The sequence below is a fragment of the Halorubrum tibetense genome (genome assembly GCF_055396225.1).
On sequence record NZ_AP043742.1, the window covers coordinates 3,038,931 to 3,065,040 of the forward strand.

General features: G+C 68.1%; 24 protein-coding genes and 1 tRNA gene. 9 read left to right on the plus strand and 16 right to left on the minus strand.

Annotated features, from left to right (window positions below; genetic code table 11):
- Positions 1–19 precede the first annotated feature (19 nt).
- Positions 20–997, minus strand: a complete 978-nt coding sequence (locus tag ACZ5TV_RS15025; protein ID WP_464383953.1) for a biotin--[acetyl-CoA-carboxylase] ligase — start codon at positions 995–997, stop codon at positions 20–22.
- A gap of 151 nt (positions 998–1,148) precedes the next feature.
- Here ACZ5TV_RS15025 and ACZ5TV_RS15030 point away from each other — a divergent pair, with 151 nt between their 5' ends.
- The 3 genes from ACZ5TV_RS15030 (at position 1,149) to ACZ5TV_RS15040 (ending at position 4,877) form a co-directional block, all read left to right on the plus strand.
- Positions 1,149–2,939 carry an aldehyde ferredoxin oxidoreductase C-terminal domain-containing protein gene (locus ACZ5TV_RS15030; RefSeq protein ID WP_379779920.1) on the plus strand — a complete coding sequence of 597 codons (1,791 nt, stop codon included), beginning with the start codon at positions 1,149–1,151 and terminating at the stop codon, positions 2,937–2,939.
- A complete protein-coding gene (locus tag ACZ5TV_RS15035; protein ID WP_379779918.1) occupies positions 2,939–3,325 on the plus strand; it encodes a 2Fe-2S iron-sulfur cluster-binding protein in 387 nt (128 codons plus the stop codon). Before ACZ5TV_RS15030 ends, ACZ5TV_RS15035 begins: the two co-directional genes overlap by 1 nt.
- Positions 3,326–4,289: 964 nt before the next feature.
- Positions 4,290–4,877 (plus strand): hypothetical protein, encoded by a 588-nt coding sequence (locus tag ACZ5TV_RS15040; RefSeq protein ID WP_379779916.1) that lies wholly within the window; start codon positions 4,290–4,292, stop codon positions 4,875–4,877.
- 21 nt (positions 4,878–4,898) lie between these two features.
- Here the strand turns inward: ACZ5TV_RS15040 and ACZ5TV_RS15045 are convergent, their stop codons facing one another.
- The 3 genes from ACZ5TV_RS15045 to ACZ5TV_RS15055 form a co-directional block, all read right to left on the minus strand.
- Positions 4,899–5,372 carry a hypothetical protein gene (locus tag ACZ5TV_RS15045; protein ID WP_379779914.1) on the minus strand — a complete coding sequence of 158 codons (474 nt, stop codon included), beginning with the start codon at positions 5,370–5,372 and terminating at the stop codon, positions 4,899–4,901.
- 64 nt (positions 5,373–5,436) lie between these two features.
- Positions 5,437–7,320, minus strand: a complete 1,884-nt coding sequence (gene gatE, locus ACZ5TV_RS15050) for a Glu-tRNA(Gln) amidotransferase subunit GatE (protein ID WP_464383954.1) — start codon at positions 7,318–7,320, stop codon at positions 5,437–5,439.
- A gap of 169 nt (positions 7,321–7,489) precedes the next feature.
- Positions 7,490–7,574, minus strand: a tRNA-Leu gene (locus ACZ5TV_RS15055).
- A 151-nt stretch (positions 7,575–7,725) separates the two neighbouring features.
- Here ACZ5TV_RS15055 and ACZ5TV_RS15060 point away from each other — a divergent pair.
- Positions 7,726–8,286: a DUF420 domain-containing protein gene (locus ACZ5TV_RS15060; RefSeq protein ID WP_379779910.1), complete on the plus strand. Its 561-nt coding sequence runs from the start codon at positions 7,726–7,728 to the stop codon at positions 8,284–8,286.
- A 28-nt stretch (positions 8,287–8,314) separates the two neighbouring features.
- Here ACZ5TV_RS15060 and ACZ5TV_RS15065 read toward each other — a convergent pair whose 3' ends face one another.
- From ACZ5TV_RS15065 to ACZ5TV_RS15085, 5 genes are all read right to left on the minus strand, one after another.
- Complete coding sequence (locus ACZ5TV_RS15065) at positions 8,315–8,941, minus strand: halocyanin domain-containing protein (RefSeq protein ID WP_379779908.1); 627 nt, start codon at positions 8,939–8,941, stop codon at positions 8,315–8,317.
- 206 nt (positions 8,942–9,147) lie between these two features.
- On the minus strand, positions 9,148–10,650 hold the full coding sequence (gene purF / locus ACZ5TV_RS15070; RefSeq protein WP_379779906.1) for an amidophosphoribosyltransferase: 1,503 nt from the start codon (positions 10,648–10,650) through the stop codon (positions 9,148–9,150).
- 96 nt (positions 10,651–10,746) lie between these two features.
- The gene (locus ACZ5TV_RS15075; RefSeq protein WP_379779904.1) at positions 10,747–11,133 is read right to left on the minus strand and encodes a DUF5820 family protein; all 387 of its coding nucleotides are present in this window, start codon (positions 11,131–11,133) and stop codon (positions 10,747–10,749) included.
- Positions 11,134–11,278: 145 nt separating this feature from the next.
- A complete protein-coding gene (gene rqcH / locus ACZ5TV_RS15080; protein ID WP_379779902.1) occupies positions 11,279–13,504 on the minus strand; it encodes a ribosome rescue protein RqcH in 2,226 nt (741 codons plus the stop codon).
- Positions 13,505–13,583: 79 nt separating this feature from the next.
- The gene (locus ACZ5TV_RS15085) at positions 13,584–14,864 is read right to left on the minus strand and encodes a S8 family peptidase (protein WP_379779900.1); all 1,281 of its coding nucleotides are present in this window, start codon (positions 14,862–14,864) and stop codon (positions 13,584–13,586) included.
- Between the two features lie 115 nt (positions 14,865–14,979).
- On the opposite strand from ACZ5TV_RS15085, the gene ACZ5TV_RS15090 reads away from it, so the two are divergent.
- Positions 14,980–15,615 carry an IS6 family transposase gene (locus ACZ5TV_RS15090; RefSeq protein WP_379784111.1) on the plus strand — a complete coding sequence of 212 codons (636 nt, stop codon included), beginning with the start codon at positions 14,980–14,982 and terminating at the stop codon, positions 15,613–15,615.
- A 115-nt stretch (positions 15,616–15,730) separates the two neighbouring features.
- Here the strand turns inward: ACZ5TV_RS15090 and ACZ5TV_RS15095 are convergent, their stop codons facing one another.
- Both ACZ5TV_RS15095 and gcvT read right to left on the minus strand, forming a co-directional pair.
- Positions 15,731–17,446 carry a tRNA uridine(34) 5-carboxymethylaminomethyl modification radical SAM/GNAT enzyme Elp3 gene (locus ACZ5TV_RS15095; protein WP_379783248.1) on the minus strand — a complete coding sequence of 572 codons (1,716 nt, stop codon included), beginning with the start codon at positions 17,444–17,446 and terminating at the stop codon, positions 15,731–15,733.
- A 52-nt stretch (positions 17,447–17,498) separates the two neighbouring features.
- Positions 17,499–18,680 (minus strand): glycine cleavage system aminomethyltransferase GcvT, encoded by a 1,182-nt coding sequence (gene gcvT / locus ACZ5TV_RS15100; protein WP_464383955.1) that lies wholly within the window; start codon positions 18,678–18,680, stop codon positions 17,499–17,501.
- Positions 18,681–18,816: 136 nt separating this feature from the next.
- On the opposite strand from gcvT, the gene ACZ5TV_RS15105 reads away from it, so the two are divergent.
- Positions 18,817–19,497 (plus strand): S26 family signal peptidase, encoded by a 681-nt coding sequence (locus ACZ5TV_RS15105; RefSeq protein WP_379783399.1) that lies wholly within the window; start codon positions 18,817–18,819, stop codon positions 19,495–19,497.
- A gap of 80 nt (positions 19,498–19,577) precedes the next feature.
- Here ACZ5TV_RS15105 and ACZ5TV_RS15110 read toward each other — a convergent pair whose 3' ends face one another.
- Positions 19,578–20,156: an NYN domain-containing protein gene (locus ACZ5TV_RS15110; protein WP_379783397.1), complete on the minus strand. Its 579-nt coding sequence runs from the start codon at positions 20,154–20,156 to the stop codon at positions 19,578–19,580.
- Positions 20,157–20,256: 100 nt separating this feature from the next.
- On the opposite strand from ACZ5TV_RS15110, the gene ACZ5TV_RS15115 reads away from it, so the two are divergent.
- Positions 20,257–20,835, plus strand: a complete 579-nt coding sequence (locus ACZ5TV_RS15115; RefSeq protein WP_464383956.1) for a hypothetical protein — start codon at positions 20,257–20,259, stop codon at positions 20,833–20,835.
- 93 nt (positions 20,836–20,928) lie between these two features.
- Positions 20,929–22,161 (plus strand): S8 family serine peptidase, encoded by a 1,233-nt coding sequence (locus ACZ5TV_RS15120; protein WP_379778442.1) that lies wholly within the window; start codon positions 20,929–20,931, stop codon positions 22,159–22,161.
- Between the two features lie 126 nt (positions 22,162–22,287).
- Here the strand turns inward: ACZ5TV_RS15120 and ACZ5TV_RS15125 are convergent, their stop codons facing one another.
- The 3 genes from ACZ5TV_RS15125 to ACZ5TV_RS15135 form a co-directional block, all read right to left on the minus strand.
- Entirely contained in the window at positions 22,288–22,689 is a 402-nt protein-coding gene (locus tag ACZ5TV_RS15125) for a VOC family protein (RefSeq protein WP_379778440.1), read from the minus strand.
- Positions 22,690–22,801: 112 nt separating this feature from the next.
- Entirely contained in the window at positions 22,802–23,146 is a 345-nt protein-coding gene (locus ACZ5TV_RS15130; protein WP_379778438.1) for a hypothetical protein, read from the minus strand.
- Positions 23,143–23,514 (minus strand): hypothetical protein, encoded by a 372-nt coding sequence (locus tag ACZ5TV_RS15135; protein WP_379778436.1) that lies wholly within the window; start codon positions 23,512–23,514, stop codon positions 23,143–23,145. The genes ACZ5TV_RS15130 and ACZ5TV_RS15135 overlap by 4 nt, the downstream gene beginning before the upstream one ends.
- A 219-nt stretch (positions 23,515–23,733) precedes the next feature.
- Between ACZ5TV_RS15135 and ACZ5TV_RS15140 the strand changes: the two genes are divergently transcribed.
- Entirely contained in the window at positions 23,734–23,994 is a 261-nt protein-coding gene (locus ACZ5TV_RS15140; protein ID WP_379778434.1) for a hypothetical protein, read from the plus strand.
- A 172-nt stretch (positions 23,995–24,166) separates the two neighbouring features.
- Here the strand turns inward: ACZ5TV_RS15140 and ilvD are convergent, their stop codons facing one another.
- Complete coding sequence (gene ilvD / locus ACZ5TV_RS15145; RefSeq protein WP_379778432.1) at positions 24,167–25,960, minus strand: dihydroxy-acid dehydratase; 1,794 nt, start codon at positions 25,958–25,960, stop codon at positions 24,167–24,169.
- Positions 25,961–26,110: the final 150 nt, after the last annotated feature.

The window sequence follows — 26,110 nt, forward strand, 5'->3', positions numbered from 1 at the left end:
CGGTCACCGATCGGTCGAGCTACGCCTCCCGGAGGTGGTCACAGTCCCCGGCGTGGACGCTGACACGACCGTCTCCGGTCTCGATAACGAGCGCGCCAGGCGGTTCGACGTCGACCGCGGTCCCGACGACGTCGCCGGTCGCCGTCTCCACTCTCACCCGTCGGCCGAGCGTGATCGCCCGCTCACGCCACGCCGGGAGGACCGCGTCCGGGTCGGCACCGAGCTCGGCGAGGCGGTCGAGGAGTCGGATCACGGACCGACGGCGGTCGACGTCCCCTCCGAGCACCGCTCGCAACGACGTGGCCCCCGCGGGCAACGCTTCCGAGTCGATGTTCGCGTTGACCCCGATCCCGACGACGAGCCAGGAGACCCGGTCCGCTTCCCCCTCCATCTCGGTGAGGACCCCGGCGAGCTTCTCGCCGCCCCGTTCCGCGGCGGCCTTGCTCTCGTGAGCGTCCGGATCCGCCCCACCTGTCCGGCGGAGCAACACGTCGTTCGGCCACTTGATCCCGGCGTCGACGCCCGCCGCCCGACAGGCGTCCGTCGTCGCCACGGCGGCCGCGAGAGTCACGAGCGGCGCGCGAGCGGGCGCTATCTTCGGGCGGGTCAACAACGACACCCAGACCCCGCCACTCGGCGCGACCCAGTCGCGGTCGAGCCGACCGCGGCTGCCGGTCTGCTCGTCGGCGACCACGGCGACATCGCTCTGCCCCTCCTCGGCGAGACGTCGGGCGCGGTCGTTCGTCGAGGGGATCGAGTCGTGGTAGTCGACGCCGTACGGCGCGTCGAGACCGAACTCGATCCCGGCCGCACAGTACGCGGGGTCGGTGGGCGCGACGTAGCCGTCGTCGGTCGATCCGACCTCGAACCCCTCCTCACGGAGCGCCTCGACGGCCTTCCAGACGGCGGCTCGCGACACGCCGAGGTCGTCGGCGAGCTCGGGGCCAGAAACGGGCCCGGACCGGAGCGCATCGAGCAGCGCGCGGCGTGTACTCATATCCGGAAGGAGCCGCCGGAGGCCGAAAGCCGTTCGGGTCGGCCGTTCCGGCGACCCCTGATCGGCGCGACACCACCGACCACGGATCGGCCCGACCCACTCCGGCCGCCTCGGGGGTCACACCTTTTGCGGTTCGGTCGAACATAAGCGCATGAGACACGCTGAGGGACCCCTGCTCACGGTGGATCTGACGACACGGCACGCGACCCGAACGCCGATCGACGACGTCCTCGACCAATACATCGGCGGGCGTGGGGTCGCGACCGCGCTCGCCCACGAGCGGATCCCGTTCGACGCCGACCCGTTCGGCCCGGAGAACCGCGCGTACCTCGCTGCCGGCCCGTTCCAGTCCGCGATGACCTCGTTCACCGGTCGGCTGTCGATGACGGGGCTCTCCCCGCTCACCGACGGGCTCGTCTCGACGAACGCGGGCGGCTACCTCTCGCGGGAGTTCGTCGGTGCGGGGATCTCGACCCTCGAGGTCCTCGGCGCGAGCGACGAACTGGTGATACTCCACGTCACCGACGAGGGCGTCGAGTTCGAGGCGGTTCCGGAGCTGCGGGAGGCGACGGTGCCGGAGGTGTCAGACTACGTGGCGGAGACGCGAGGCCTGGGCCCGGAGAACTGTATCGCGATCGGCCCCGCGGGCGAGAACCGCGTCCGGTTCGCGTCGGTGATGACGTACGACTCGCGGGCGTTCGGCCGCGGCGGACTGGGTGCGGTGCTCGGCGCGAAGAACCTGAAGGCGGTCACGTTCACCGGAAACGCGGAGCCCGACATCGAGATCCCGGACCCGCCGGCGATGGACATCCACCGGGAGGCGGCGACCGCCGACGACCGGATGAAGCGGCAGGGGACGACGGGCGGGACCGAGTTCATCAACGAGAACTTCTCGCTGCCGACGCGGTACTTCGAGGAGTACTCCTTCGAGGACGCGGCCGACATCGGCGGGGACGCCGTGGAGGCGAAGAAGTACAAGACCGAGGCGTGCTCGCAGTGTGCGTACGCCTGTAAGCTCCCGACCCGCGACGAGGCGCGCGGGGTGGAGACGGAGGGGCCGGAGTTCGAGACCGTCTACGCGTTCGGGTCGAGTCAGGGCGTCGGGAACATCGTCGACGTGATGCAGGCCAACGAGCTGTGTGACACCCTCGGGATGGACACCATCTCCGCCGGCGTGACCGTCGCCGCCTACCTCAAAAGCGTCGGGGAGTTCGGGAACGCCGAGCTGGCACGGGAGGTGACGGAGCGGATCGCGTATCGCGATCCCGACGACGAGACGGCGGACCTGCTCGCGGAGGGCGTCCACCGCGCCCACGAGGCGCTCGGCGTCGACGACTACACGGTGAAGGGGATGGAGTTCGCCGCCCACGACGGGCGGGTCCTCCACGGACAGGGGCTCTCGTACGCGGTCGCGAACCGCGGTGCCGACCACATGTACGCCGGGATGCTCTCGCCGGAGTACTCCGGCGAGATCGACCCCGAAGGGACGCTCGGGAAGGCCGACCGGCTCGTCGAGCTGGAGAACCACAACGCGATCCGTGACTCCGCGATCGTCTGTTCGTTCGCGGGCGATTACATCACCGACGAGCGGCTCGCGACGATGCTGGGGACGACCTACGCCGAGCTCCTCGCGATCGGTGCCGAAACCGTCCTACGCGAACGACATTTCAACAATCGACGCGGGATCGACGCCGGGGACGACACGCTCCCCTACGAGATCCCCGACCTCGACGCGGCGATACGGGAGTACTACGCCGCCCGCGGGCTCACTGACGACGGGCGGGTTCCCGACGATCGGATCGACCCGACCGCGGTCGGGGGCGCTCCGACTGCGAGCGGTGGGAGTAGCGGTAGCGGCGGAAGTAGTAGCGGCGCGGGCGGGGGTAGCGGCACGAGCGGGGCCGGCGAGGGAGCTAGCCGAGACGCCGGCACGGACGACTGATGACCGCGGCGACCGCCGACGAGGACCCGACCGTCGAGGTCGTCGTCCTCGACGGCGACGACCGGCACGTCCTCGCCGTCGAACGTGGTCGGACGCTGCGTGACGCGCTCCTCGACGCGGACCACTCCCCGTATACGAGCCTGACGAGTCGGCTCAACTGCGGCGGGCGGGGCGCCTGTGCGACCTGTGGCGTTCGCGTTCGCGACGGGCCGGGGCCGGATCACTGGCACGACCGGCTCGCGGCGCGGTTCGGCTACCCGCGACTCTCCTGTCAGGTGACCGTCGATCGACCGATGACCGTCGAACTGGTCGACAAGCGCGTGTGGGGCGGCCGGGAGCCAAACGCGGACCCCGATCCGGACGGCCCTCGGAGCGGCTCCCGCTGAACGGCCGGGAGACACCTCGTTTCCGGTGAAACCGCGGGTTCGGATCGACGGATTCGTCGAGGGGCGTCCATCGGACCGAGCGGACGTGACCGGCGTCCGTGTCGAGGCGGGCGCCGCGAGAGTCGTATATAAGGCCTCCTCCCAGCCATCTGGCATCGCAGTTCCGTTTAACTGGACTTCTTCGGACACGCTCCCGTCTGCAACGGGTTTTCACTGAAGAGTGCGTGTTGAGCGATATCGGGAGTACGTCCCTCAGACCGAGAGCAACGTGGTTGTACTTAAACGGACTGCGAGCGGCCGAGACGATCACTGATAAGTACGGATGCGGTGGCGCGCCCCGGTGAGCGGCCTGCTGGGCCGCTCACCGACGGCGCGAGGGAGCCCGGAACGGCGCTTATAAGCGCCGTTCCGGCGAGGCTGGGGAGGCGTGAGGCTGCAGCACTGTGCGGTGCGGGGTGGGACTCAAAGGGGCAGTCGGGAGGTCGGCGGAAGCGACGTAAGCACCGCAGGGAGCGAGTGAAACGAACGACTGAGGAGCGCAGCGAGCGTGCGCCGACCTCCCGACTGGGGCTTTGGAGGTGTTCACCGTAGAGTCATCGATCACGTATACCCAGCCGCCAGCGACACCACTCTGTCACTTATAAATAACCGATCACCCATCTCAATATACCCACTCCCGAAATATGCCGCTACAGATCCTGTACCGTCCGGAACGGGCCAGATCATATCAGTTGTGGAGAGTTACAACGGAGCCACTGGAGGATACACCTCAGTACGCCGGTCTTCGGAACGATACCGCGACACGTTCGCTGAGGATCGCGTCGGAAAGAGGGATAATCGAACCCGCTGACGCCGGCAGCGACCGCGACGACCGCTGATAAATACCGTCCGACTCGCGCTGTGACAACCCCGAACGCGCATCCGGGCACAAGACCCAAGTCCGCAGAGATGAATATCTTCGGGTATGCAACCCTCCAAAGAGCGGGAGGCAGACGACACGGACCCGCTCGACGACCTCGACGACCTCCTCGACGACGACCTCGCGAGCGGGGGCGGCGACACGGCGTCGGGGGGTGCGGCCGAGACCGCGGCTGACCCGGGTGAAACTACGACTGGCCCGACGACGACCGACGGCGGCGGGAGCGCCGACGGCGGGCGGATCGGGGTCGACGGGCGCTGGTTCTCGTTGAAATCACTCGCGATCGCCCTCGTCGCCGTCGGTATCGGCGTCTTCGTCGGCGGCTCGATCCCGCTCATCGGGGGCACCATCGGGTCGGTCGGCGGGGTCCTGCTCGGCGCGTTCCTCGTCGGACTGGTGTTCTCCTCGCGCAGCTATGCCGAGACCGGCGTTGCAGGGACCGCCGCGGGCGCGATGACGGCCGTGACGAGCGTGCTCGGCGTCGGCTTCCTCCCCATCGGCCTCGACTACCTCTCCGAGTGGGGACTGCCGCTGCTCGCCGTTGGCGGAGGGGTCGGGCTCCTCGTCGCCCTCGTCGGCCACTACTTCGGCCGCGACCTCCGTGCCGGGCTCACGAACGACGTGCCGGAGTAGCGGCCAGCGGACCCGACCGCTTCAGCGACTGCTCTCGCCGGAGCGGCGCACCGTCTGACCGCGCTCCCGCCGGCGGTACCCGACGGGTGGCCGCGTACGGCGTCGGATACGGTCGACGGCGACACCACCGAGATAACCGAATATGACCATCATCGGCGCGTAGGCGATCATGTCCGCGCCGACCCCGACGCTAGTCAGAAACAACAGATCCGGGTTCGCGTCGAGCGAGGGGATCCCGCCGAAGCGGTACACGTAGAACATCGCCGCCATGGGTCCCAACCCGACGAGGACACCGACGAACCCGTTGTTCGCGGCCGCGTCGTAGAACCCGCCACGGGCCGCCGCGACGCCGCCCGCGAGGAACGCCGCCGGGAGATTCCATGCCGGCCGGTCGAACACGAACACGACGGTCGCACAGAGCAGTGTCATCGTCACTACCACCCACGCGACGGTGTCGAGGTCGAACTCGAAGGAGGGATCGAAGGGCTCTCTCATGGGCCGGCGGTTCGGCCGATTCCGATATAAATCACGGTGTCCGCCCCGACCCGCACCCGGCGCGCTACGAGCGCTTTCCGATCTCCTCGCGAAGGACGTCCGAGACGACCTCCCCGTCCGCCTTCCCCCGGAGCGCGCCCATCGCCTCGCCCATCAGCCCGGAGAACGCCCCCATTCCCTCGTCCGCCACCTGATCGGCGTTGCGCTCGACGACCTCGACCACCGCCTCGCGCACCTCGCTTTCGCTCACGCCCGAAAGGCCCGCTTCCTCGACGGCCTCGGCGGCCGACAGCCCGGGGTTCTCCGCGAGCGTCGTCAACACCTCTGGGACACCCTCTTTCGCGAGCTCGCCCGACTCGACGAGTGTGAAGAGATCGAGGAAGTGGTCGTCGGTCAGCTCGTCGACCGGGGCACCCTCCCGGCGGATCTCCGTCGTCGTGGATTCGAGCGTGGTGGCCGCGAACGTCGGGTCGACGCCGCGGTCCACGGCGGTCTCGAACAGCGGGAACCGGCGGCCGAACGCGACCTGCTCGGCCAGCCCGGGGTCGAGACCGAACGACTCGACGTACCGGTCGGTTTTCTCGTCCAACAGCTCGGGCCGGTCTATGTCGGACGGGTCGGGCTCTACTGGCGGGACGTCCGTCTCGGGGTACATCCGGGCGGCACCGGGGAGTGGTCGGAGGTAGCGGGTCGTTCCGTCCTCGTTCGCGCCGCGCGTCTCCTCGGGGACGCCCTCGATCGCCGCGGCGGCGCGCTCGGCAACCGCGTCGATCGCGAGCTCGGCAGTCTCGGGATCGGCGGCAACGATGGCGACCGCGTCCGACTCGTCCACGCCGATCGCCTCGCGAAGGGCCGTGACCTCCGCCTCGGTCACGCCGTACGCGGGGAGCTCGTCGGTGTGGAACACCCCGCCCGCGCCGTGGCGCTTCGCGTGATCCGACAGCTCCGTCCCGAGGCGGCGGTCCGGTTGGATCTCTTGGCCGACCAGCCCGTCGAACCCGTACAGTGGCACCGCGGTGACCGCCCCGCCCGCGTCGAGCGCCCCCCGGATCACGCCGGAGTCCGTGTCGGCGAACGTCTCCGTCACCTCGCGCGGGTCGCCGACCGCGGCGTCGCGCTCGCGGAGCGTATCGCGGATCGCGAGCAGCTCCGCCTGCCGACCGACTTCGCCCCGGACGATATCCTCGATCCCCTGGAGGTCTTGGACGCCTTTCACCTCGACCCGTGCCCCCTCGGCGATCGAGACGTTGACGTCCTGTCGGATCGTCCCGAGCCCGCGTTTGACCGCGCCCGTCGACCGGAGCAGCATCCCGATGCGTTCGGCCGCCGCCTTCGCTTCTTCGGGGCTTCGGATGTCCGGCCCCGTTCCGATCTCGACGAGCGGGACGCCGAGTCTGTCCAGCGAGTAGACGACACCGTCGTCGGTCTCCTCGACCCGTTTGGCGGACTCCTCTTCGAGCATCAGGTCCTCGATCGAGACGGTCCCGTACGACGTCTCGATCTCGCCGCCCTGTCCGAGCAGGATCGACCGCTGGAACCCGGAGGTGTTCGACCCGTCGATCACGAGTTTTCGCATTACGTGCGCCTGATCGACCACGCTCACGTCGAGCAGGTCGGCGATCTGCAGCGCGACTGAGAGGGCCTCATCGTCGACGCGACGGGGGGGCTCGTCGTCCTCCTCAACGAGACACGTCGTGTCGTACGCCAGATACGTGAACTCGCGATCGACCCGGCTCTCCTCGACGGCCGCCCGGTCGAGCTCGCCGAGCTCGCTTTTGGTCGGATGGAGCTGCCGGGTGATCTCCCGTTCCGCCTCCGCGGGCTCGCGCTCGACGGTCGGGGAATCACAGAACAGCTTGGTCGCCGTGTCGAGCTGCTGGTGGATCTCCAACCCGGCGACGAGACCCAGCTCCTCGTGGTCGTACTCGGGGGTCGCGTCCTCGCTCATTAGCCATTGGTCCGGTGCCGCGTGACTAAAAGGGTGGCAGTTCGCGGCGCGAGAGGATATCTCCGGAACCGGTGGTACCGTCGCTCGTCGAGCGGTCGTCGGTAGGAATTGTGCGTGGGTGCTGTCGTAGAGACAACACCGTGCATCGATGGGGTGTGGCCCCGAGCGATGCGTGGGACCGGATTTGAACCGGCGGACCTCTACAGGACAGCGCCCTCAACGCTGCGCCGTTGGCCTGGCTTGGCTACCCACGCTCGCCGTCTTTTCTCGCGTTTTCCCGTACCCCGCCCCCGATTAAAAGCCCTTCCATTCGACACCGCCGTGTCCGGGAGTGACACCGTCGGATCGGCCCCCCGCGCTGCCGAAACCGGCAGCCGTTTGGGGCGGCCGTTCGTGAGGAGATGTATGACCGATTGGGCCCGCGAGAACGTCCCGCTCCTGACCGGCGTCCTCTCAGCCGTCGCGCTCGCGCTCGTCTTCGGTGCCGTCGGCGGCGTCATCCCGAGCTCGATCCTCCCACGGGCGAGCGACGGCGTCCTGGCCGCGATCCCCCATCTCAACGCCGCCATTTCCCTGACGGCGATCGGCACTATCCTTCTCGGCTGGCGTGCCATCTCCCGCGGAAACGTGGAACGTCACCGGGCGTTCATGCTGACCTCCTTCGGCCTCTTCGCCGCGTTCCTCGTCGGCTACCTCTACCGCCTCGTGCTGGTCGGAACCGCCGAGTTCCCGGGGCCGGAAACGGTGTACACGTTCGTGTACCTGCCGTTCCTCGCGATCCACATCCTGCTGGCGATCGTGTGTATCCCGTTCGTCTTCTACGCGTTACTGCTGGCGGCGACGCGGCCGTACACGGAGCTGTACGACACCCGCCACGCGTGGGTCGGGATGGTCGGGGCCGTCCTCTGGTTGATCTCCTTTGGGATGGGAATCGGCGTGTACCTGCTGCTCCATCACGTGTACTGAAACGGGGACGGAGGAACGGCGTCTCGGGTTACCGGTCGTGTTGCGCCTTCCGATGGGCCGCGTAGAACAGCGGCACGAGCAGGGCACCGGCGAACCCGAGGGCGAGCGCGAGCGCCCCGATATCCTCTGGAGAGAGGATCCGGTCGGCCCCGTCCGCGCCTCCTTCGACCTCGACGATCTCGTCGTCGATGTCGCCGATCGCGACGGCACCCTTCATGCCGACGGCCTCGTGGGGCGTACAGACGTAGTTGAACGTGTCGCCCTCCGCGGCGTCGTCGAACGTGTACTCGAACACTTCGCCGGCCTCGCCGACCGGGTCCCCGCTGTCGAAGACGCCGTCGTCATCCTCGACGACGTTGTGGCCGCCACCCTCGCCGGTCCACTCCCAGACGACGGTGGTCCCCGGGTCGATCAGGATCGCCGCGGGGCCGAATCGCAGGCCGTTCTCGCCCGCGCCGACATTGACGTGAACCTCGTCCTCGCCGCGATAGTCGTGCGTGCCGTCGTAGTTGTCCACGTCGTCGAGCCAGCCGTCGTACGCGGCGGCGGCGCTCCCGCTCCCCGCGGCGAGTCCCGCGGCGGCCGCGACACCCGCCGTGCCGGTCCGGAGAAGCCCGCGACGACTCATCGACGCGTCCTGGACGTTCGAACTCATACGGCACTCTCGTGTGGTGCGCGTATTTAAGGTCCCGATACGGTTCGCACGGGGTGGGATCGGTATCGGCTGATTTCGGGCTCTGGGCGGAGACCTGCGGCAGCGCCAACCGAATTCCGTTGTAGCCGATACCCGCCGTCAGTCGTCGTTCGTCACCCGTCGGCGAGCGCTGTCAGGCGATGCTCGGCATCGATCCACGCCACGCGTCAATCGTCGGCCGCCGTCGGCGCGTCCGGAGACGGGGCGTCGATTGACCGATCCGTCTCCTCCCCCTCGACGTCGAACGGGTACTCGCCGGTCACACAGCCGAGACAGAGATCCGCGCGGCTCGACTCCAGCGCGGCCGCGACCGCATCGATCGAGAGGTACGACAGCGAGTCCGCGCCGACTGTATCGCGGATCTCCGCGGTCGACGCGTCCGCCGCGATCAGCTCCTCGCGGGTCGCCATGTCGATGCCGAAGTAGCAGGGGGCGACGATGGGCGGCGCACCGATCCGGAGGTGAACCTCCTCCGCGCCCGCCTCCCGAACCAGCTCGACGAGCTGGGTCGACGTGGTCCCACGGACGATCGAGTCGTCGATGATCGTGACGGTCTTGCCCTCTACCGTCGACCGGATCGGGTTCAGCTTCAGCCGGACCGCGCGCTCGCGTTCGTCCTGCGTCGGCATGATGAACGTCCGGCCGACGTACCGGTTCTTCATCAACCCCTCCGCGAACTCGATCCCCGCCTCGTCATCGGGTCGGGGAGCCCCGTCGGCGTCGGTCTCGGCGGCCGCGTCGGCGTAGCCGGAGGCGAACGCCCGTCCGGAGTCGGGCACGGGCATCACGACGTCCGTCTCGACGCCGGACTCCGCCCAGAGCTGCCGGCCGAGCTCGCGACGGACCTCGTACACGAGCGAGTCGTCGATGACGGAGTCGGGACGCGCGAAGTAGACGTGTTCGAAGAAACAGTGGGCGGTGGCGTCGTTCTCGACGAGCTGATAGGAGTCGTACCCGGAACCGTCGGGCTCCAACACGACGAGCTCGCCGGGGCGGACGTCGCGGATCAGGTCGCCGTCGAGGGTGTCGATAGCGGCCGACTCGCTGGCGATGACGTAGCCGTCCTCGAGCTCCCCCAGACACAGCGGCCGGTTCCCCATGGGGTCACGGAGCCCCAACACGGTGTCGTCGTGCGTGATCGTCAGCGAGTAGGAGCCGTGGATCCGCTGCATGGTGTGTTTCACCGCGCGGACGAGGTCCTCCTCCAAGAGGTTCCGTGCGAGGTCGTGGGCGATCACCTCGGTGTCGCCGTCGGAGGTGAACGCGTGGCCGGCCGCGGCGAGCTCCGCGCGCACCTCGTCGGCGTTCACGAGGTTCCCGTTGTGTGAGAGCCCCAAGGAGCCGGACTTGAACGAGACGGAGAACGGTTGTGCACAGCTCTTGTCCAAGCTCCCGGCGGTCGGGTAGCGGACGTGGCCGATCCCGGTCGACCCAGCGAGCGACTCCAGGTCCCCCGCCTCGAACGCGTCGCCGACGAGCCCGCGCGCGACGTGGCTGTGCTGTTGGAAGCCGTCGTGCGTGACGATCCCCGCCGACTCCTGGCCGCGGTGTTGGAGCGCGTACAGCGCGTAGTACAGCGGCCGTGCGGCCGGTCGTTCCGCGAGAGAGACGCCCACGACGCCGCACTTCTCCCGCGGCTCGTCGTCGGCGTGGTCCCCACCGGATTGCATGGCCGGTTCTGCGCGAGGCGTGAATAAAAACCCTCGTGTTCGTGGCGTTCTCACCGGTTCAGTTGCCGTATCGATCCACGATCGTGGATGGGGAGGTCAGTCAGTCGACTCCCCGACCAGCTCGTCCAGCCGCGCGAAGTACGCTTCCCGTGGCACTTGGTACGCCGCCCGGTAGTCCACGTCGCCGTCAGCGAACCTGGCGGCGGCGTCGACGGCGGCTACGACGGCATCGTCGCGGTCGTCGTACGTCTCCGCGAGCGCCTCCACCTCGGGTTCCAAGAACAGGACGACGTGCCACTCGTCGGTCGCGTACTGGCCCGCCCCGGGCCGTGCCCGCCGCGAGCCGTTCGTCAGGTAGATCGTCGGCAGGCACGCGTCCGGGAGGTCGTCGCCGAAGGCGTCGGGTCGGAACGTGAGGATGACCCGGCCGCTGGGCTCCCGGTTCCACACCTGCCACCCGTCCGGGAGCGATTCGAGACTCATACGCCCACTCGGCGACCGACGCTTGAAAACGTCGCGCTCTCCCGAGGAGTGGACCCGCGATCCGACGGCCGCATCCGACGGTTGCATCTGACGGCTGCATCCGACGGCTACGTCCGACGACCGCGTCCAACAGAGTATCGACCGATCAGTCGACGATCGCCGACCCGCCCGACGGGAGGAACTCTTGGAGCTGGTCGGCGCTCGCCACTTTTCGGACGAACGACTGGTCCGCGAAGCGTTCTTTCAGTTCGCGGTACACCATCATCGCGGCGTCGTTTTGTGCGTACATCCCGGGTTCGAGCGTCACCGACGTGGCCGCGCGGTCGACGATCGCCGACGGTGGTCCCCCGATCGCCCGGGTGACCGGCTCGCACTGGACCCCGACGGCGACCCGACAGGGGACGTCCTCGAAGTACGTCCGCTCGCCGCGGATCACGAAGCTCCCTTTCTCGATGTACTCGCCGCTCTCCGGCGTCTTCGACACTTGGTCGGGCTCGACCATGTACGCGTCGCCCGCGCCACGGCCGTCCTTCCAGTCGGAGGAGTACGACACCGCGAACTGCGCGGCCTCCCGCAGCGTCGAGTCGTCCCAGTCGACGGGGTCCGCCGACTCCGAGGGGCCGGCCGCCTTCAACAGCGTGACCGGGCCGCCGTGGGCCTGGGTGTGGAAGAACCGGTCGTGGTTCCCCATGTACTTCTTCACCAGCTCCTCGTTCTGGTCAGCGTTGCGTCCCCCGATGACGAGGTAGCCGTCCGAAGTGTGGAACCACCGGAACCGCTTGTACCAGTCGTCCGGGCTCCGGATCGGTATCGACGGGCGGGAGAGCCAGTCGGTCTCGTACGTCTCGTCCTCCTCGTCGTCCTCCGCTGCGGCCCCGTCGTCCCCCTCCTCGGCGGCCTCCCACTCGGCTTTCCGTTCCTTGACGGCCGCCAGCTCGGCGCGGGTCGACTCGATCGCCTCCTGTGCCCCCTCTTTTTTCCCCTCGATCCGTTTTGCCTCCTGATACAGCCGGTCCGCGTTCACCTCAACGCCGGTGCTCGCGTCCAGCTCGACGCGAACGGTGTCGGCGGCCCCGCCGTCCCCGCTGTCGCCCGCATCTCCCGCGCCCTCACCACCCGCGTCTGTCTCGAGTGCGACCGTCACCGATCCGTTCCCGCCGTCGACATCGACGACGGCCTCGGCCGCCGCGATCCCTTGATCGGCGCCGGCCTCCAGCGTCTCGCGGATCTCGTCCCAGGACACGTCGTTCTCGCGGGCTTTCCGGACCGTCGAGAGCACCTCGTCGACGAGGTCGTAGTGGGCGTACACGAGCTCCGCGCGCTCGCGTTCCCGCTCCGCCTGCTCTTCGAACCCCTCGATCGCCCCCTGCTGCTGTTCGATGATCCGCTCCTGTTTGGCGATCTCCGCCTCGAAATCCGGACGGGACGGGCTGGCGTCGGCGGGGGCCTCCCCGGCGTCGGTGGCCTCCCGGCCGAGCCGATAAAAGTACTCGTCGACGGCGGCGTTGAAGGAGTCGAAGCCGACGCTCGGGAGCCCCTCGTTCTCCGAGAGCGGGAAGGGGGTGACGTCGACGACGCGCGGGTCGCGGTCGGTCTCGTCGCCGCCATCACTGCTGTCGAGCCGCTCTTCGTACACGCGCGGGTCGATGTCGCCGGATCGTAACCGCTCGCCCAGTCGTTCGAGCGCCTCGTGGAGGTCGCGGAGCTGGTCGTCGGTGGCTTCCCCGACCGGCGTCTCCTTCTCGACGCCCGCACGGGTACACACCTCCTCGGCGTACAGGCCGCCGAGATTGAGCTGGGTCGCGAGCGTCCGCACCACGTCGCTGTCGGACTCCCGCATGTGTCGTTTGAACCCGTCGAGACTCACGTCGAGCGGATTGAGCCGCGACGCCGGGTACTCGTACTGTGCGCCGGGCGCGACGGTCCGCGACTTGAGCCGCACCGTCGACAGCGACCCGACCACCTCGCCCGTCTCGTCGAGGGCCGCGACGTTGCCCTGGCCGAACAGCTCCGCGACGAGCGTCGTGTTCTCGTCCTCCCGCTCGAACTCGAAGGAGAGGATGCGGTCGAACTCGTACTGCGTGACGCCGGCGAAGTCTGCCCCGGAGAGCCGGTTCCGTAGCATCTTCGCGAAGTTCGGCGGGCGACCCGGCGCGTCCGCGACGTGTTCGGGGTCCGCGACGTGGGCCCGTTTGATATCCCCGACCTCGATCATGAGCTCGACCCGACCGTGATCGAAGTCGCGGAGCTTCAGCCGGAGCAGGTCGTCGTCGTAGAGATACGCCTTGTCGACCTTCGCGCCCTCGTACCGACCGAACTCGGTGACGAGCGCGCCGAGGTCGATGCTCGACAGCTCCCGCTTCTGGTCCATACCCAACGGAGACGAGCGGGCCGGAAAAAGGCGTGTCGTTGTAGGGCGGGAGCGAGCGGTCCCTCCGATCGGCACCCGATCAGTCGTCGTCCGCGATCGCTTCGACCGTCCGTAAGGCGTTGATGCGGCCGGCACCGAGCTCCGGATCGCTGCGGCCGTTCGCGAGCTCCGCACCCTGTTTGATCGCGCGCTCGACCTGGTTCGCGTTCGCGTCGGGGTCGAGCTCGCGGACCAGCGCGACGAGTCCGGCGACCTGCGGCGCGGCCATCGACGTACCGGAGATGAAGTCGTACCCCGGCAGCCCGACCGACGACTCCAGGTCGGTCGGCCACGTCGAGAGCACGCCGTTCAACGGGAACGGGATATCGTCCGGTTCGCCCTCCTCGCCCAGCGTCCGTGGGATCGTCTCGTACCAACCGCCCGGTGCCCCGACATCGATGTCGCTCGTGCCGAAGTTCGAGTAAAACGAGAGCGTGTCCGCGGGCGAGGTCGCGCTCACCGTAATCACTGCTGGAACGCTGTTCGGGAGGGTAAAGCCGCTCCCCTGGAGGTTACCTTCGTCGTTGCCGGCACTCCCCGTGATCGCGGTCCCCTGACGGGTCACGCTCTGGAACACGGTCTGGATCTCGGCTTTGAGCTGGTTCAGCGCCGAATCAGGCTGTTGAACGCCCGGGATCCCGAGGCTGAAGTTCGCCGCGTCGGCACCGATCTCGGCGGCGTAGTCGATCCCCGCGAGGATGTCGCCGAACGTCGCTCCACCATCCGCCGGGAACACCCGGATCGGAACGAGCTCCGTGTCAGGCGCGGTCCCCACCACGCCCTCCTCGCCGGTCGCGCCGACCGTTCCGGCGACGTGCGTCCCGTGGAACCCGGAATCGTCCGGGCCGATCTCGGGGACGTCGTCGTCGAGAACGAACGCTTCCCCGAGCTCCTCGTTGACGTTTCCGAGGTCCGGGTGATCGAGGTCGATTCCGGTGTCGACGATCGCGACGCTGGTGCCTTCACCGGTCGCGTACTCGTGTGCCGGGAACACGTCGGTTACCTGCTTATCCCACTGGAGATCCGACAGGGCGGCCCCGTCGCTCGGGAGCTCGTCGGCGTCGGCATCGACCTCCGGACGGTCGAAGTCGACACTCACGTCCGGGGTCGCGTCGGTGATCCCCCTGACTGCAGCCAGATCCGCGGCCGCGCCTTCGGGACCGGTCACGACGAGGACCGATCCCTCGGCGAGCTCGTGGCGGACAGTGAACCCCGCATCCGTGAGATTCGTCGCGGTGCCGTTCCCGTTCGCCCGAACGATGTACTGTACCGCCCCGTCAGCCGCGGACGCCTGGCCGGTGATCGTCGCGATCGCTCCCACACCGGCGGCTCCTTTGATAAATGTGCGTCTTCCGATGTTCATGGTTATTCTCCCCGTGAAGGGCGGTGTTCAGATAAGGATTGAAAGGTGAGGCGGTGCGTTTTCAAAGTGATCTATGCCCGAAAACGACCGCCTCGGCGGCTGTTTAGACGAGATCAACTTAGAGTTTGTGGAGCGAGAAGCAACACCGAAGCTGTTGATGAAGCTCAGTATTCAGCTTCATTTGTCTGGATTATCGCTTTCAAATACTGTTTCTTTTCTTGAGGTATTCGGTGTTGATCGGGTTCGATCTACCGTTCATAACTGGGTTCATAAGGCCGATCTACAGCCGGAATCTGGTCGGAATCCGAATCACGTTGCGGTTGATGAAACTGTGATTCAGCTTGATGATGAACAATATTGGCTGTACGCTGCCGTCGATCCTGAATCAAACGATCTGCTACATACAAAGCTCGAACCGACAAGAACGAACGTGATCGCAGATCAGTTTTTCGCAGAACTCCGCGAAAAACACGATGTAGATGACGCGATCTTTCTCGTTGATGGCGCGGTTCCACTTCACCGAGCTTGTGAAAAACATGGCCTCGATTTCAGATACGAACGACATGGAAATCGGAACAGTGTCGAACGTGTCTTTCGAGAGGTAAAACGACGAACTATCTGTTTCTCAAACTGTTTCAGCAACGCCGAAGCAGAAACTGCTGACGAGTGGCTCAAATCGTTCGCATTCGCATGGAATCAGCTTATCTGAACACTACCCCGTGAAGCAGGGTAACACATAATACGGTTGAGTGAATATAAGTGTTGAACAAGCGGAACCTCATCGCGATGGAAGTACGTATTAACTGAACTACCGACGCCGCCCATCACAGCCGCTTCGACACGTACGGCCCGTCCTGGTGGTAGTCGAGCTCGTTCCGGTAGTACTCGCGCGCCCCGATCCCGGAGATGACCGCGACCTTCCGGAAACCGGCCTCGCGGGCCAGCTCTTCGGCGTGTTCGAGCAGCCGACGGCCGTACCCCTGGTGTTGCCAGTCGCCCTCAGCGCCGATGGCGACTTCGTTACCGTACACGTGGAGTTCGCGGACGAGCGCGGCGTCCGCCAGCTCGGGCCGGATCGCGTCCGTCTCCGTCCCGGGCGTCCCCGGCTGCCCGTCCGCGAAAGAGGGGAACCGGAGCCGGCAGAACCCGACTAACAGGTCCCGCACGGGGTCCTCGAAGGAGATGAACCGCTCCGTCCCGCCCGCGACCTCGTAAGTGAGGACATCCAGCTCGACATCATCGGGATCGGGGTCGTCGTCGTTGTGACCGACTTCGCGGGCCCGAATGTCCCGTTGGGTGATCCCCCGGTCCGCGGCCCGCTGGCTCGCGAGCTGGCGGAGGTTCGACTTCTGGACGCCGGCGTCGATGAAGTCGGCGGGGATGTCGCGCTGGACGCGCTGGAGCCGCGTGTATTTCGGGATCATCCCCATGATCTCGGCGACTAGGTCGGCCGCCTCCTCGCTGGTGAGCGGGTCGAAGTCGTCACGGTGCCATCGGTCGTACACCCGGGTCCCCTCGACGACGAGAGTCGGGTAGATCTTCAGGTAGTCCGGCCGCCAGTCGGGATTCTCGAACAGCTGCCGGAAGTCCTCGAGACACATCTCCCGCGTCATCCCCGGCTGCCCCGGCATCATGTGGAAGCCGACTTTGAACGCGGCGTCGCGAAGCCGGCGGTTGGCGTCCCGGGAGGCGGCGTTGCCGTGGCCGCGGTGCATCTCGCGATTGATCCGTTCGTAGGTGGTCTGGACGCCGACCTCGACTTTGGTGCCGCCGAGGTCGAGCATCCGGTCGATCTGTTCGGGGTCACACCAGTCCGGCTTGGTCTCGAACGTCGTCCCGATGTTGCGGATCGGGTTCGTCTCGTTCTCGGCGATCACGTCCTCCAGGTACTCGAACTCGACGTCGTCCGGAGCGGGCGCGAACGACTCCCCTTCCGCGGGTTCGGGGTCCTTCTCGAGGTCGTAGTCGTTCATCGCCTGCAGCGCGCGCTTGACGAACCACTCCTGGTAGTCGTGTGAGCGCGCCGTCATCGTCCCGCCCATCAGTATCAGCTCGACCTTGTCGACCGGGTGGCCGATCTTGCGGAGCTGTTCGAGCCGGAGCGTCACCTGTCCGTACGGGTCGTAGTCGTTCTGTTTCCCGCGGGCCGCGGCGGGCTCGTGGCCGGTGTATGACTGTGCGGAGGAGAACTCCGAGGCGGGACCGCCGGGGCAGTAGAGACACTTGCCGTGCGGACAGAGCTTCGGCGAGGTCATGATCGCGACCGGCGAGACGCCGGAGGCGGTCCGCACCGGCTTGCGCTGGACCACCGCGATCACCTCGTCGCGCGCCTCGTCGGGTGCGTGATCGAGGATCTCCGTGTTCTTCGGCACCTTCGGCGAGGAGAACTCGGAGCAGGCGTCGAGCTTGGCGGACTCGAGGTCGTCGCGGTCGATCTCGCCGTCGAGGATCCGCTCGACGAGCGCCTCACACGTGGCGACGAACGCGGCCGACTCGGCGTCGGACCCGGACTCCGCGTCGCTCGGCGCGTCGGTACTCATTACACGCCTTTCGACGGGTTCCGGTGTTAAGCGTGTCGGGCGGCTCCCGCAGTCACCGGTCGAGGAACGGCGGCTCGACGACCTCGGCGCGCTTCTCGTCCCCGCGGACGACGACGCTCACCTCGGTCCCCGGTTCGGCGTACGACTCGTGGAGGTACCCCAGCCCGATCGGTTCGCCGAGCGTCGGGCTCATCGTCCCCGAGGTGAGGTGGCCCACTCGGGTCAGGTCGCCGTCGGTCACCGCGTAGCCGTTGCGTGGGACGCCGCGGTCGAGGAGTTTGATCCCGGTAAACGTCTCCGTTGGCCCACCGGACTCCCGCTGGGTTTCGAGCGCGTCTCGACCCACGAACTCGGTGTCGAGTTTCACGACGAACCCGATCCCCGCCTCGTATGGGGTCCGTGGTTCGCTCTCGGGGTCGAAGTCCTGTCCCGAGAGGAGAAACCCCATCTCGGTTCTGAGGGTGTCGCGCGCGCCGAGCCCACAGGGCTGTGCGGCCGTCGGTTCGCCGACGAACGCCGACCAGACCGCGTCGGCCTGACTCGCGGGGCACATGACTTCGAAGCCGTCCTCGCCGGTGTATCCCGTCCGAGCGACCCAGCTCGGGACGCCGCCGACGGTCGCTGTCGTCGCCTCGAACCGCGAGCGGTCGACGACCCGGTCGCCGGTCGCGTCGCTCGCTGCCGTCATCGCCGCGGCCGCGTCCGGCCCCTGAACCGCGACCATCGCCCAGTCAGCCGTCGTGTTCTCGACGGCGGCGTCGAACCCGTTCGCGTCCCGGCACTCGACCCAGCGGTCGAGGGTAGCCGCGTCGTGTCCGGCGTTCGGCACGAAGAGGTAGGCCGGGTCACCGTCCGGCGCGTCGAGGTCGCCGTCGACCCCCGAAAGCGACGCGGCCGCCGACCCCGCGGCCGTCCCGTCCGGGAGTCGGTAGACGACGGTGTCGTCGAGCATGACGCCGTCCGCGTTCGTGATCGCCGCGTACTGGGAGTCGCCCGGGTCGAGCGCGGCCACGTCGTTGGTCGTCAGCCGGTTCATCAGCGTCGTCGCGTCCGGGCCGCTCACCTCGATCTCGCCCATATGTGAGACGTCGAACGCGCCGACCGCCTCGCGGACGGCGGCGTGTTCCTCGCTGATCGAGTCGAACTCGACGGGCATCTGCCAGCCCCCGAAGTCCGTGAACGTCGCGCCGCTCCCCTCGTGGACGCCGTGTAGTGGCGGGGTCCGATCGGTCATGACGGCAGCTCTCCCGCACCGACCTAAGGTCTTGCCATCGGGGGATGACAGGACTCGATTCCGGACCACTCGTGTGGGCGGCGCCCCGTCTCGTCACGCCGACACGCTCAAGTCCGCCCCGAACGCCGTGTGTCTCGTGAGCGATCCCCGTCCCGGTCCGTTCGGACCGTTGGTGGCTGTCGCCATCCTTGCCGCGGTCGCGGTCGCCGCCGGCGGAGCGTGGCCGCCGTTCGTTGCCGTCGAGAGCGACAGTATGGCACCCGGCGTCGAGCGCGGCGATCTCGTGGTCGTCGCCGCGACCGACCGACGGGGCGGGGTGGTCGGGAGCGACGAGGCAGACGCGCCGACGCGACTGGGCGAAACCGGCGACGTGGTCGTGTTCACGTCGCCGACGGAACCGGACCGCCCGATCCTCCACCGCGTGGCGTTCGAGGTGAGTGCCGGCGAGGACTGGACCACACGCGCGGATCCGACCATGCTCACCGCCGACTGTACGGACCTCCGGTCGTGTCCGGCCGCACACGACGGGTACGTGACGTACGGGGACGCGAACGGCGCGTACGACCAGAGTACGGGGATCTCACCCGTCGTCCGTGAGGAGTGGGTTCACGCCAAGGCGGTCGCGTCGATCCCGGTCGTCGGCTACGCCCGGATCGGGGCTGACGCCGCGATCGCCCGATTCGGAGCAGTCATCGCCGGCGCGGGGATCGTGGTTCTACTCGCCGGGATCGGCGGGCTCGGATCCATACTCCTCGGCCGCGTTCGGGACGGTTGGATGGACCGACGGCGGGACGTTCATCGGTCGGGCGAGGAGTGAGTAAACCGCTGCTAAGGGAGGGTCACGGGTAAGCGAGAACGCACTCCCGAGACTCCGGAGTCTCCTGACGGCGAGGGATCTCAGTCGGTTGAGTCGTCGTTATCGCCACCACGCACCGTCGCCGTCGTCGTCCCGTCTGCTTCGGTCGGGGCCGGCATCTCGTCGTCCGTCCCCGCCGACTGCCCGTTTCCCTCCCCGCCCTCCAGGTCGCTATCGTCGGCGTCGAGGGTGACGGAGTCGGTCGCGGCGTTCCGGAGGGCGTCCGACCGGCCGAACGCCCCCGGAGCGATCGCGAGCGTCCGGATCCCGTAGCCGTTGGCGGTCTCCAGTACGGGCTTGAAATCGGTGTCCCGGGAGGCGATCGCGAGCGTCGACATCCGTGCCTCCGCGGCGAACCGGCTGGCGTCGACGGCCAGTTTGACGTCGACGTCGCCGCTGGTGACGATCACCTCGAAGCCGCGCGCCTCCGCCGCCTGGATCAACCCCGGCGTGGCGTGCTCGTCGAGGTAGAGCCGCGTCGTCACGAGCGGCCCCTCCGCCTCCGCGGCCTCTCGAACGTCGTCGAGGTCGACGTCGAACTCGTCGCGCAACACGTTCGGGCCGTCGACGAACAGCGCGACCCCACCCGCGCTCCCGTCCCCCTCGCTGCTGGTGTCCATACGGTTCCGAACGGGGTCGACGGGAAAAGGCGTGCTGATCCGCGCGGCTCCATCCCGTGCCGGGGAAAGGTACAACTCACCGCTACCCGTTGGTCCGAGCGTGCACGACGGTTCCGAGCACAGCCGTCCGTTCGTGACGACCGTCGGGGCGCTCGCGCTCGTCGGCGGCGGCGCGGCCGTCGGAGTAGCCGCGGCGTCGAGCGTCGGGACGTTCCTCGGCATGCTCGCGGGGGGGTTCCTGCTCGGTGTTACCGTCAGCGGGCGACCGCTTCGTGCGGGTGCCGTCGCCGCCGCCACGGCGACGCTCGCGATCCTCGCCGCCGCCGGTGTGCCGGGCGGCGGGGTGACGGGCGGCGCGGCGGCGCTCGGCTCGGTCTCGCCGGGAACACTGGTCGTGTCGCTCGCGCTCAGTGCCGCCGCCGGAGGGTTCGGGGTCCACCTCGGCGACGACCTCCGGGAGGGCCTCTCGACGCCGCTCCCGGAAGCCGAGTCACCGAGGGAGCAGGCGTCCCCCGAAGCGCGTGGGATGCCGGAGCAAGCGACACGCTCGTCGACCGGCGATCGGGCCGCTCGCACCGACGCCGATGTCAACACCGACGCCAGCACCGACGCCGACGCCAGCACCGTCCCCGATGCCAACGCCGACGCCGAGCGGGTCCGCGAGTCGACGGAGGAGTGAGCCCGCAAAGACGCCCTTAGGGAACGCTTCACGCGGGAACCGGGTTCCGGGTCGAACTCCAGATTTATGTGTCACAAGCACTCATGGTAGATAATGACGGATCAGGGGTGGTCGAGACGGGACCTCCTACGAAGCGCGGGGACGGGAGCGCTCGCCTTGGCCGCGGGATCGGTCGTCTACGAGCGGATGTCGCAGTACGTCGTCGGTGTCCGGTCGGATGACGGCGTCAGCGCCGCCGTGTCGGTCTCCGATACCCCCTCGTTCCGGATAGATCTCACCGACCACACGCCGTGGCAGCTGGTCCGTGGGACGTTCTCCGAGGCGCGCACGGAAGCGCTTCGCTCCCGCGACGACGTCGCCTTCGTGCAACGGGACCACTGGCTGGAGACGGTCGACACGCCGACGTCCGACGGGGATCCCGAGCGGACGGTTCCGTGGGGCGTCGACCGTGTCGGCGCGACACGGCTGCACGAAGTCGGCAAAACGGCCGCCGGGGTCGATATCGGGATCGTCGACACCGGGATCAGCGCGACACACCCGGATCTCGCGGACAACCTCGCGCCGCCGTCGGACGCGGGCGCCCACGAGGCGTGGGTCGACTGTCAGGGCGACGAGTGTACTCAGTCGTGGTCGGACGACGCGGGGCACGGGACACACGTCGCGGGGACGGCCGCGGCCGCCGATGGTGGTTCCGGGACGGTCGGCGTCGCGCCGGACGCGACCCTCCACGCGCTGAAAGTGTGTGGAGGTTCCGGAGGGTGCCGCACCTCCGCGGCCGCGAAGGCGATCGAGCACGCCGCGGACAACGACTGGGACGTGGTGAACCTCAGCCTCGGCACCCCACGGCGTTCCCCTGCGCTCCAAGCTGCCGGCGAGTACGCGCTCGAAGCGGGCGTCGTCCCGGTGGCCGCCGCCGGCAACCGGGGACGGCCGGACTCGGTGGGGTATCCCGCCGCGTACGACGAGTTCGTCGGCGTCTCCGCGACGACGATCGACGACGAGCTCGCGGGGTTCTCGAGCCGGGGCGACGGCGTGGATATCGCGGCTCCGGGTGAGGACGTCTGTGCGCCGGTCCCGGACGGATACGAGAGCCTGAGTGGAACGTCGATGGCCGCCCCGCACGTCACCGGCGCGCTCGCACAGGTGATCGCCGACGGGGTCGAACCGTCCGTGGCCGCCGACCGGTTGCGCGAGACGGCCGAGGACGTCGGACTGCCGGCGACCCAGCAGGGGGCCGGACTCCTCGACGTGGCGGCTGCGCTGGGGTACGAACACGACGGGGGAACCGGCGACGGGGTGAGCTGTCCGGCTCCCGGATCCGCCTGAGCCGAGGAGTCGTCGTCGCGGCCGAGAGGGTCGGCCTCCTCGGTGACAGCCTTCCGAGATCACACCGGCGGACCGGACCCGGTCGACTCCACCGCGCGGGTCGGCGAACCGGGACCGCCGGCGTGATCAGTGGACTTTGAGTTCGACCCGTCGGCCGTCCGGATCCCGGACGTACGCCGCCCAGGCGCGGCCGTACGCGCCGTATCGCTCGTACGGCTCACCCTCCTCGATCGGCACACCGTGGTCCCGTAGCCGGTCCAACAGGTCACGGAGCTCGTCGCGAGAGTCCGTGTCGGCCGACCGAACGAGCAGGCAGAGGTGTTCCCCGCCGACCGCGATGTCGTTCTCGTCGGTCGGGACCAAATGGATGTGTCGCCCGCCGGCCTTCACGGCGACGTACGGAACCTCTCCCGCGTCGAACCGGTCCCGATCCCGAACGGGAAGCCCGAGCAGCTCGTGATAGAACGCGAGCGCACGGTCGAGGTCACTCACGCGGATCGCGACGTGGTCGATGTCGACGACGTCCATGGCTGGACCTCGAACCACTGGGATTTACCGGTTGTGGCGGCCTCCCGGGTCACGAGGACCCTCTCAGCCGCCCTCCCGCTCGCGTGCCTACGTGTAGGCCGACCTCGCGAACCTACGAGTCGTCCTCGGGAGTGGTCACGTCCGTTGCGTCGCCCGGACCGTCCAAACGGACATCGTGTCCCGTGTGCCTCGCATGGGTCGTCGCCCAGCGGCGCGCTGGGCGCTCCGAAAGGAACCGATCGCCGCTTGGACACCGTTGACACCGGACGATCCACGGGGTCACGTCGTCCGGGTAATGGCCGGTGTGCCGCTCGTGGTCGAGCGCGAACTGTTCGACGGCCCGGTTGCCGGCGTGTAGCTCGTCGAGCTCGTGGTCGAGCACCCAGTCCCGGCCACATCGACTACAGGAGACGGTCGGGATCCCGTCCTCAGCCGGAGCGAACTCGTCGTCTGTCATAATCGGTCGAGCGCTTCATCGAGGTCGAACTGTTCGGTCCGCTGTTCGAAGCCCTCCCCGTGGCCGTCCGGAGCGGGCGAGTCGGATGTGTCGTCCGTTGACGCCCCCTCAGTCGCCACCGAGACGACCCGAACGAGTTCGTGATCGACTGCGTCGGTCGTCACCGTCGCGTCGAACCGCTCGCGCTCGGCCGCGGGCCCCTCGAACGGGTCGACGTCTTCGATACCGTCGACGGCACTGGCGACCGCGAGACAGACGGCCTCACGGAGTCGGTTCGTCGTCGCCCAGCCGCTCGGCGGAACGCGCGGGAGGTGGGCCTCCCGGAACCGCCACGTCTCGACGGCGAGCGTCGCGTGACAGGGATCCATGTGCTATCGGTTCCAGGAGCGAGACGGGCAAGTGGGTTTCGGCGGGCGGATCACAGAGGAACAAGGAGGAAGCTCACCGCTTCAGTCGTGGGTCACTGACAGCAGCGCGTGTGATCGATCCGTCGTTTCATTCCCATTATATCCCTATTACTTCCTTCCGGACGCCCCGTTTCACTATACGAAGTCTTGAAGTAGGGTGTCCAAGAATTACGGAGTATAATGACGAAGTCAAACGTCTTCACCGTCATTTCCGAACAGAACGATCACGATCACGCCACTGTACGTGCACATCCACGTAACGAGACGTACCACATCGTCGACTACGCCGACGAGAGCGCCCGCGAGACCGTGGCCGACCTCCCGGCCGGCTCAGTGGTCCAGCTGGAGCTGTCGCGGGCGGGCCGCCGCAGCAACGTCTGGCGTGCCGAGTCGATCCACACCGCCGAAACCGACGGGGGAGTGCCGGCCGACTGCGAGTAGCGGACCCCCCGACCCGGCCCGGATCTCTCGATGGCTGTCGCTGTTCTCGTTTCTCAGCTCACCGGCTCCTCCTTCCCCGTTCGACTCCGACTCCCCGCGGCCGGCCGGTCCGACCGGCGCGGCCCGGATCGGCGCGCAAGTACGCCCGTCAGCTCGCGAACGACCGCGTCCGCTACTCCTCCGAGGTCAGCCGCGGGTTCGTTACCGCACCGAGCGCGGCCGAGGAGAAGTCCCGGTAGTACTTCGCGAGCACGCCGCCGTCGTACGGCGGGTCCGGTCGCTCCCACCCCTCCGCACGCTCGTCGAGGTCGTCGTCGGAGAGGTCGACCGTCAGGTCGCGGTTCGGGATGTCGACCGTCACGTGGTCGCCGTCCTCGATCAAACCGATCGGGCCGCCGACCGCGGCTTCCGGCGCGACGTGCCCGATCATCGGTCCGCGTGTGCCGCCGGAGAAGCGTCCGTCCGTGAGCAGGGCCACGTCTTCCTCGTGACCCGCGCCGACGACGGCGGCGGTGACGCCGAGCATCTCGCGCATCCCCGGACCGCCCGTCGGTCCCTCGTTGCGGATGACGATGACGTCTCCGGAACTGATCTCGCCCGACTGGACGTATTCCATCGCGTCCTCCTCGTTCTCGAACACGCGGGCGGGTCCTTCGTGATAGAAGGCGTCGTCACCGGTCACCTTGAGCACCGCGCCGTCGGGTGCGAGGTTCCCTTTCAGGACCTTTATCGCGCCCTCCTCCTCTTTCGGATCGTCGACGGCGTAGAGGAAGTCCGCCTCGATCCCGTCGTCGTCGGGGAGTTCGCCGTTCGACTCCAGTTCGGCGATCTCCTCGGCGATCGTCCGCCCGGTGACGGTCATCGCGTCGCCGTGGAACAGGTCGGCCTCCAACAGCCGACGGATCACGACGGGGACGCCGCCGATCTCGTGGAGGTCGTTCATCACTCGGGAGCCACCGGGCTGGAGGTTCGCGATCTTCGGCGTTCGCCGAGAGATCTCGTCGAAGTCGTCGATCGAGAGGTCGACGTCGGCCTCCGCGGCGAGCGCGAGCAGGTGGAGCACTGCGTTCGTCGAGCCGCCCATCGCGGTCTGGAGCGCGATGGCGTTCTCGAACGACTCCCGCGTGAGGATATCCGAGGGACGGCGATCGTTCTCGATACAGTCGAGGACGAGCTCGCCGGCCCGCTCGGCCACGTCGTAGCGCTCCGCGTCCTCGGCGGGCGGGGAGGCCGACCCGAGGGGCGCGAGTCCGAGCGCCTCCGAGATGGACGCCATCGTGTTCGCCGTGAACATCCCCCCGCACGACCCCGCGCCGGGGCAGGCGTGCCGTTCCAGGTCGTCGAGCTCCTCGCCGCTCATGTCGCCTTCCGCGTACGCGCCGACCCCCTCGAACACTTGGACGATAGTGACGTCGCGGCCCTCGTGTTGGCCGGGCATGATCGACCCGCCGTAGCAGAACACCGAGGGGAGGTCGGTTCGGATCGCCGCCATCATCATGCCGGGGAGGTTCTTGTCACAGCCCGCGACCGTCACCAGCGCGTCCATGCGCTCGCCGAAGGAGACGAGCTCGACGCTGTCAGCGATCACTTCCCGGGAGATCAGACTGGCTTTCATCCCCTCGGTCCCCATCGAGATGGCGTCGGAGATGGTGACGGTCCCGAACTCGATGGGCATCCCGCCCGCGGCGTCGATCCCGTCGATCGCCGCGTCGGCGACGTCGTCGAGATGGACGTTACACGGCGTGATGTCGGCGGCCGGGTTCGGCACGCCCACGATCGGTGAGGAGAGGTCCTCGTCGTCGAACCCCATCGCGCGAAACATCGAGCGGTGGGGCGCGCGGTCCGCGCCCTCGGTCACGTCTCGGCTCCTGAGAGTTTCGTCTTTCTCGCCCGCAAAGCGGTCGCCGTCGCCCCCACGCCGACGACGTGCTGCGTCGCCGTCGGGTTTTGGCTGCTGTTCGCTCATATTCGACCCTGTCGCTCAGGGGTCTTAAACGGCCGCAACGGGGCGAGGGTTGCTCAGTGGGACGAACAAAACAGACGGCTCACCACTCTCGGTCGAAGCTGACATCGACTCCACAGGCGTCCGCGAATCGTCGTAGATGGCGCTGGTTTG

Bases quoted from the DNA above. Each gene is read 5' to 3' on its own strand.
- ACZ5TV_RS15025 (WP_464383953.1), bottom strand. From the start codon at position 997: ATGAGTACACGCCGCGCGCTGCTCGATGCGCTCCGGTCCGGGCCCGTT.
- ACZ5TV_RS15030 (WP_379779920.1), top strand. From the start codon at position 1,149: ATGAGACACGCTGAGGGACCCCTGCTCACGGTGGATCTGACGACACGG.
- ACZ5TV_RS15035 (WP_379779918.1), top strand. From the start codon at position 2,939: ATGACCGCGGCGACCGCCGACGAGGACCCGACCGTCGAGGTCGTCGTC.
- ACZ5TV_RS15040 (WP_379779916.1), top strand. From the start codon at position 4,290: ATGCAACCCTCCAAAGAGCGGGAGGCAGACGACACGGACCCGCTCGAC.
- ACZ5TV_RS15045 (WP_379779914.1), bottom strand. From the start codon at position 5,372: ATGAGAGAGCCCTTCGATCCCTCCTTCGAGTTCGACCTCGACACCGTC.
- gatE (WP_464383954.1), bottom strand. From the start codon at position 7,320: ATGAGCGAGGACGCGACCCCCGAGTACGACCACGAGGAGCTGGGTCTC.
- ACZ5TV_RS15060 (WP_379779910.1), top strand. From the start codon at position 7,726: ATGACCGATTGGGCCCGCGAGAACGTCCCGCTCCTGACCGGCGTCCTC.
- ACZ5TV_RS15065 (WP_379779908.1), bottom strand. From the start codon at position 8,941: ATGAGTTCGAACGTCCAGGACGCGTCGATGAGTCGTCGCGGGCTTCTC.
- purF (WP_379779906.1), bottom strand. From the start codon at position 10,650: ATGCAATCCGGTGGGGACCACGCCGACGACGAGCCGCGGGAGAAGTGC.
- ACZ5TV_RS15075 (WP_379779904.1), bottom strand. From the start codon at position 11,133: ATGAGTCTCGAATCGCTCCCGGACGGGTGGCAGGTGTGGAACCGGGAG.
- rqcH (WP_379779902.1), bottom strand. From the start codon at position 13,504: ATGGACCAGAAGCGGGAGCTGTCGAGCATCGACCTCGGCGCGCTCGTC.
- ACZ5TV_RS15090 (WP_379784111.1), top strand. From the start codon at position 14,980: ATGCCCGAAAACGACCGCCTCGGCGGCTGTTTAGACGAGATCAACTTA.
- ACZ5TV_RS15095 (WP_379783248.1), bottom strand. From the start codon at position 17,446: ATGAGTACCGACGCGCCGAGCGACGCGGAGTCCGGGTCCGACGCCGAG.
- gcvT (WP_464383955.1), bottom strand. From the start codon at position 18,680: ATGACCGATCGGACCCCGCCACTACACGGCGTCCACGAGGGGAGCGGC.
- ACZ5TV_RS15110 (WP_379783397.1), bottom strand. From the start codon at position 20,156: ATGGACACCAGCAGCGAGGGGGACGGGAGCGCGGGTGGGGTCGCGCTG.
- ACZ5TV_RS15120 (WP_379778442.1), top strand. From the start codon at position 20,929: ATGACGGATCAGGGGTGGTCGAGACGGGACCTCCTACGAAGCGCGGGG.
- ACZ5TV_RS15125 (WP_379778440.1), bottom strand. From the start codon at position 22,689: ATGGACGTCGTCGACATCGACCACGTCGCGATCCGCGTGAGTGACCTC.
- ACZ5TV_RS15130 (WP_379778438.1), bottom strand. From the start codon at position 23,146: ATGACAGACGACGAGTTCGCTCCGGCTGAGGACGGGATCCCGACCGTC.
- ACZ5TV_RS15135 (WP_379778436.1), bottom strand. From the start codon at position 23,514: ATGGATCCCTGTCACGCGACGCTCGCCGTCGAGACGTGGCGGTTCCGG.
- ACZ5TV_RS15140 (WP_379778434.1), top strand. From the start codon at position 23,734: ATGACGAAGTCAAACGTCTTCACCGTCATTTCCGAACAGAACGATCAC.
- ilvD (WP_379778432.1), bottom strand. From the start codon at position 25,960: ATGAGCGAACAGCAGCCAAAACCCGACGGCGACGCAGCACGTCGTCGG.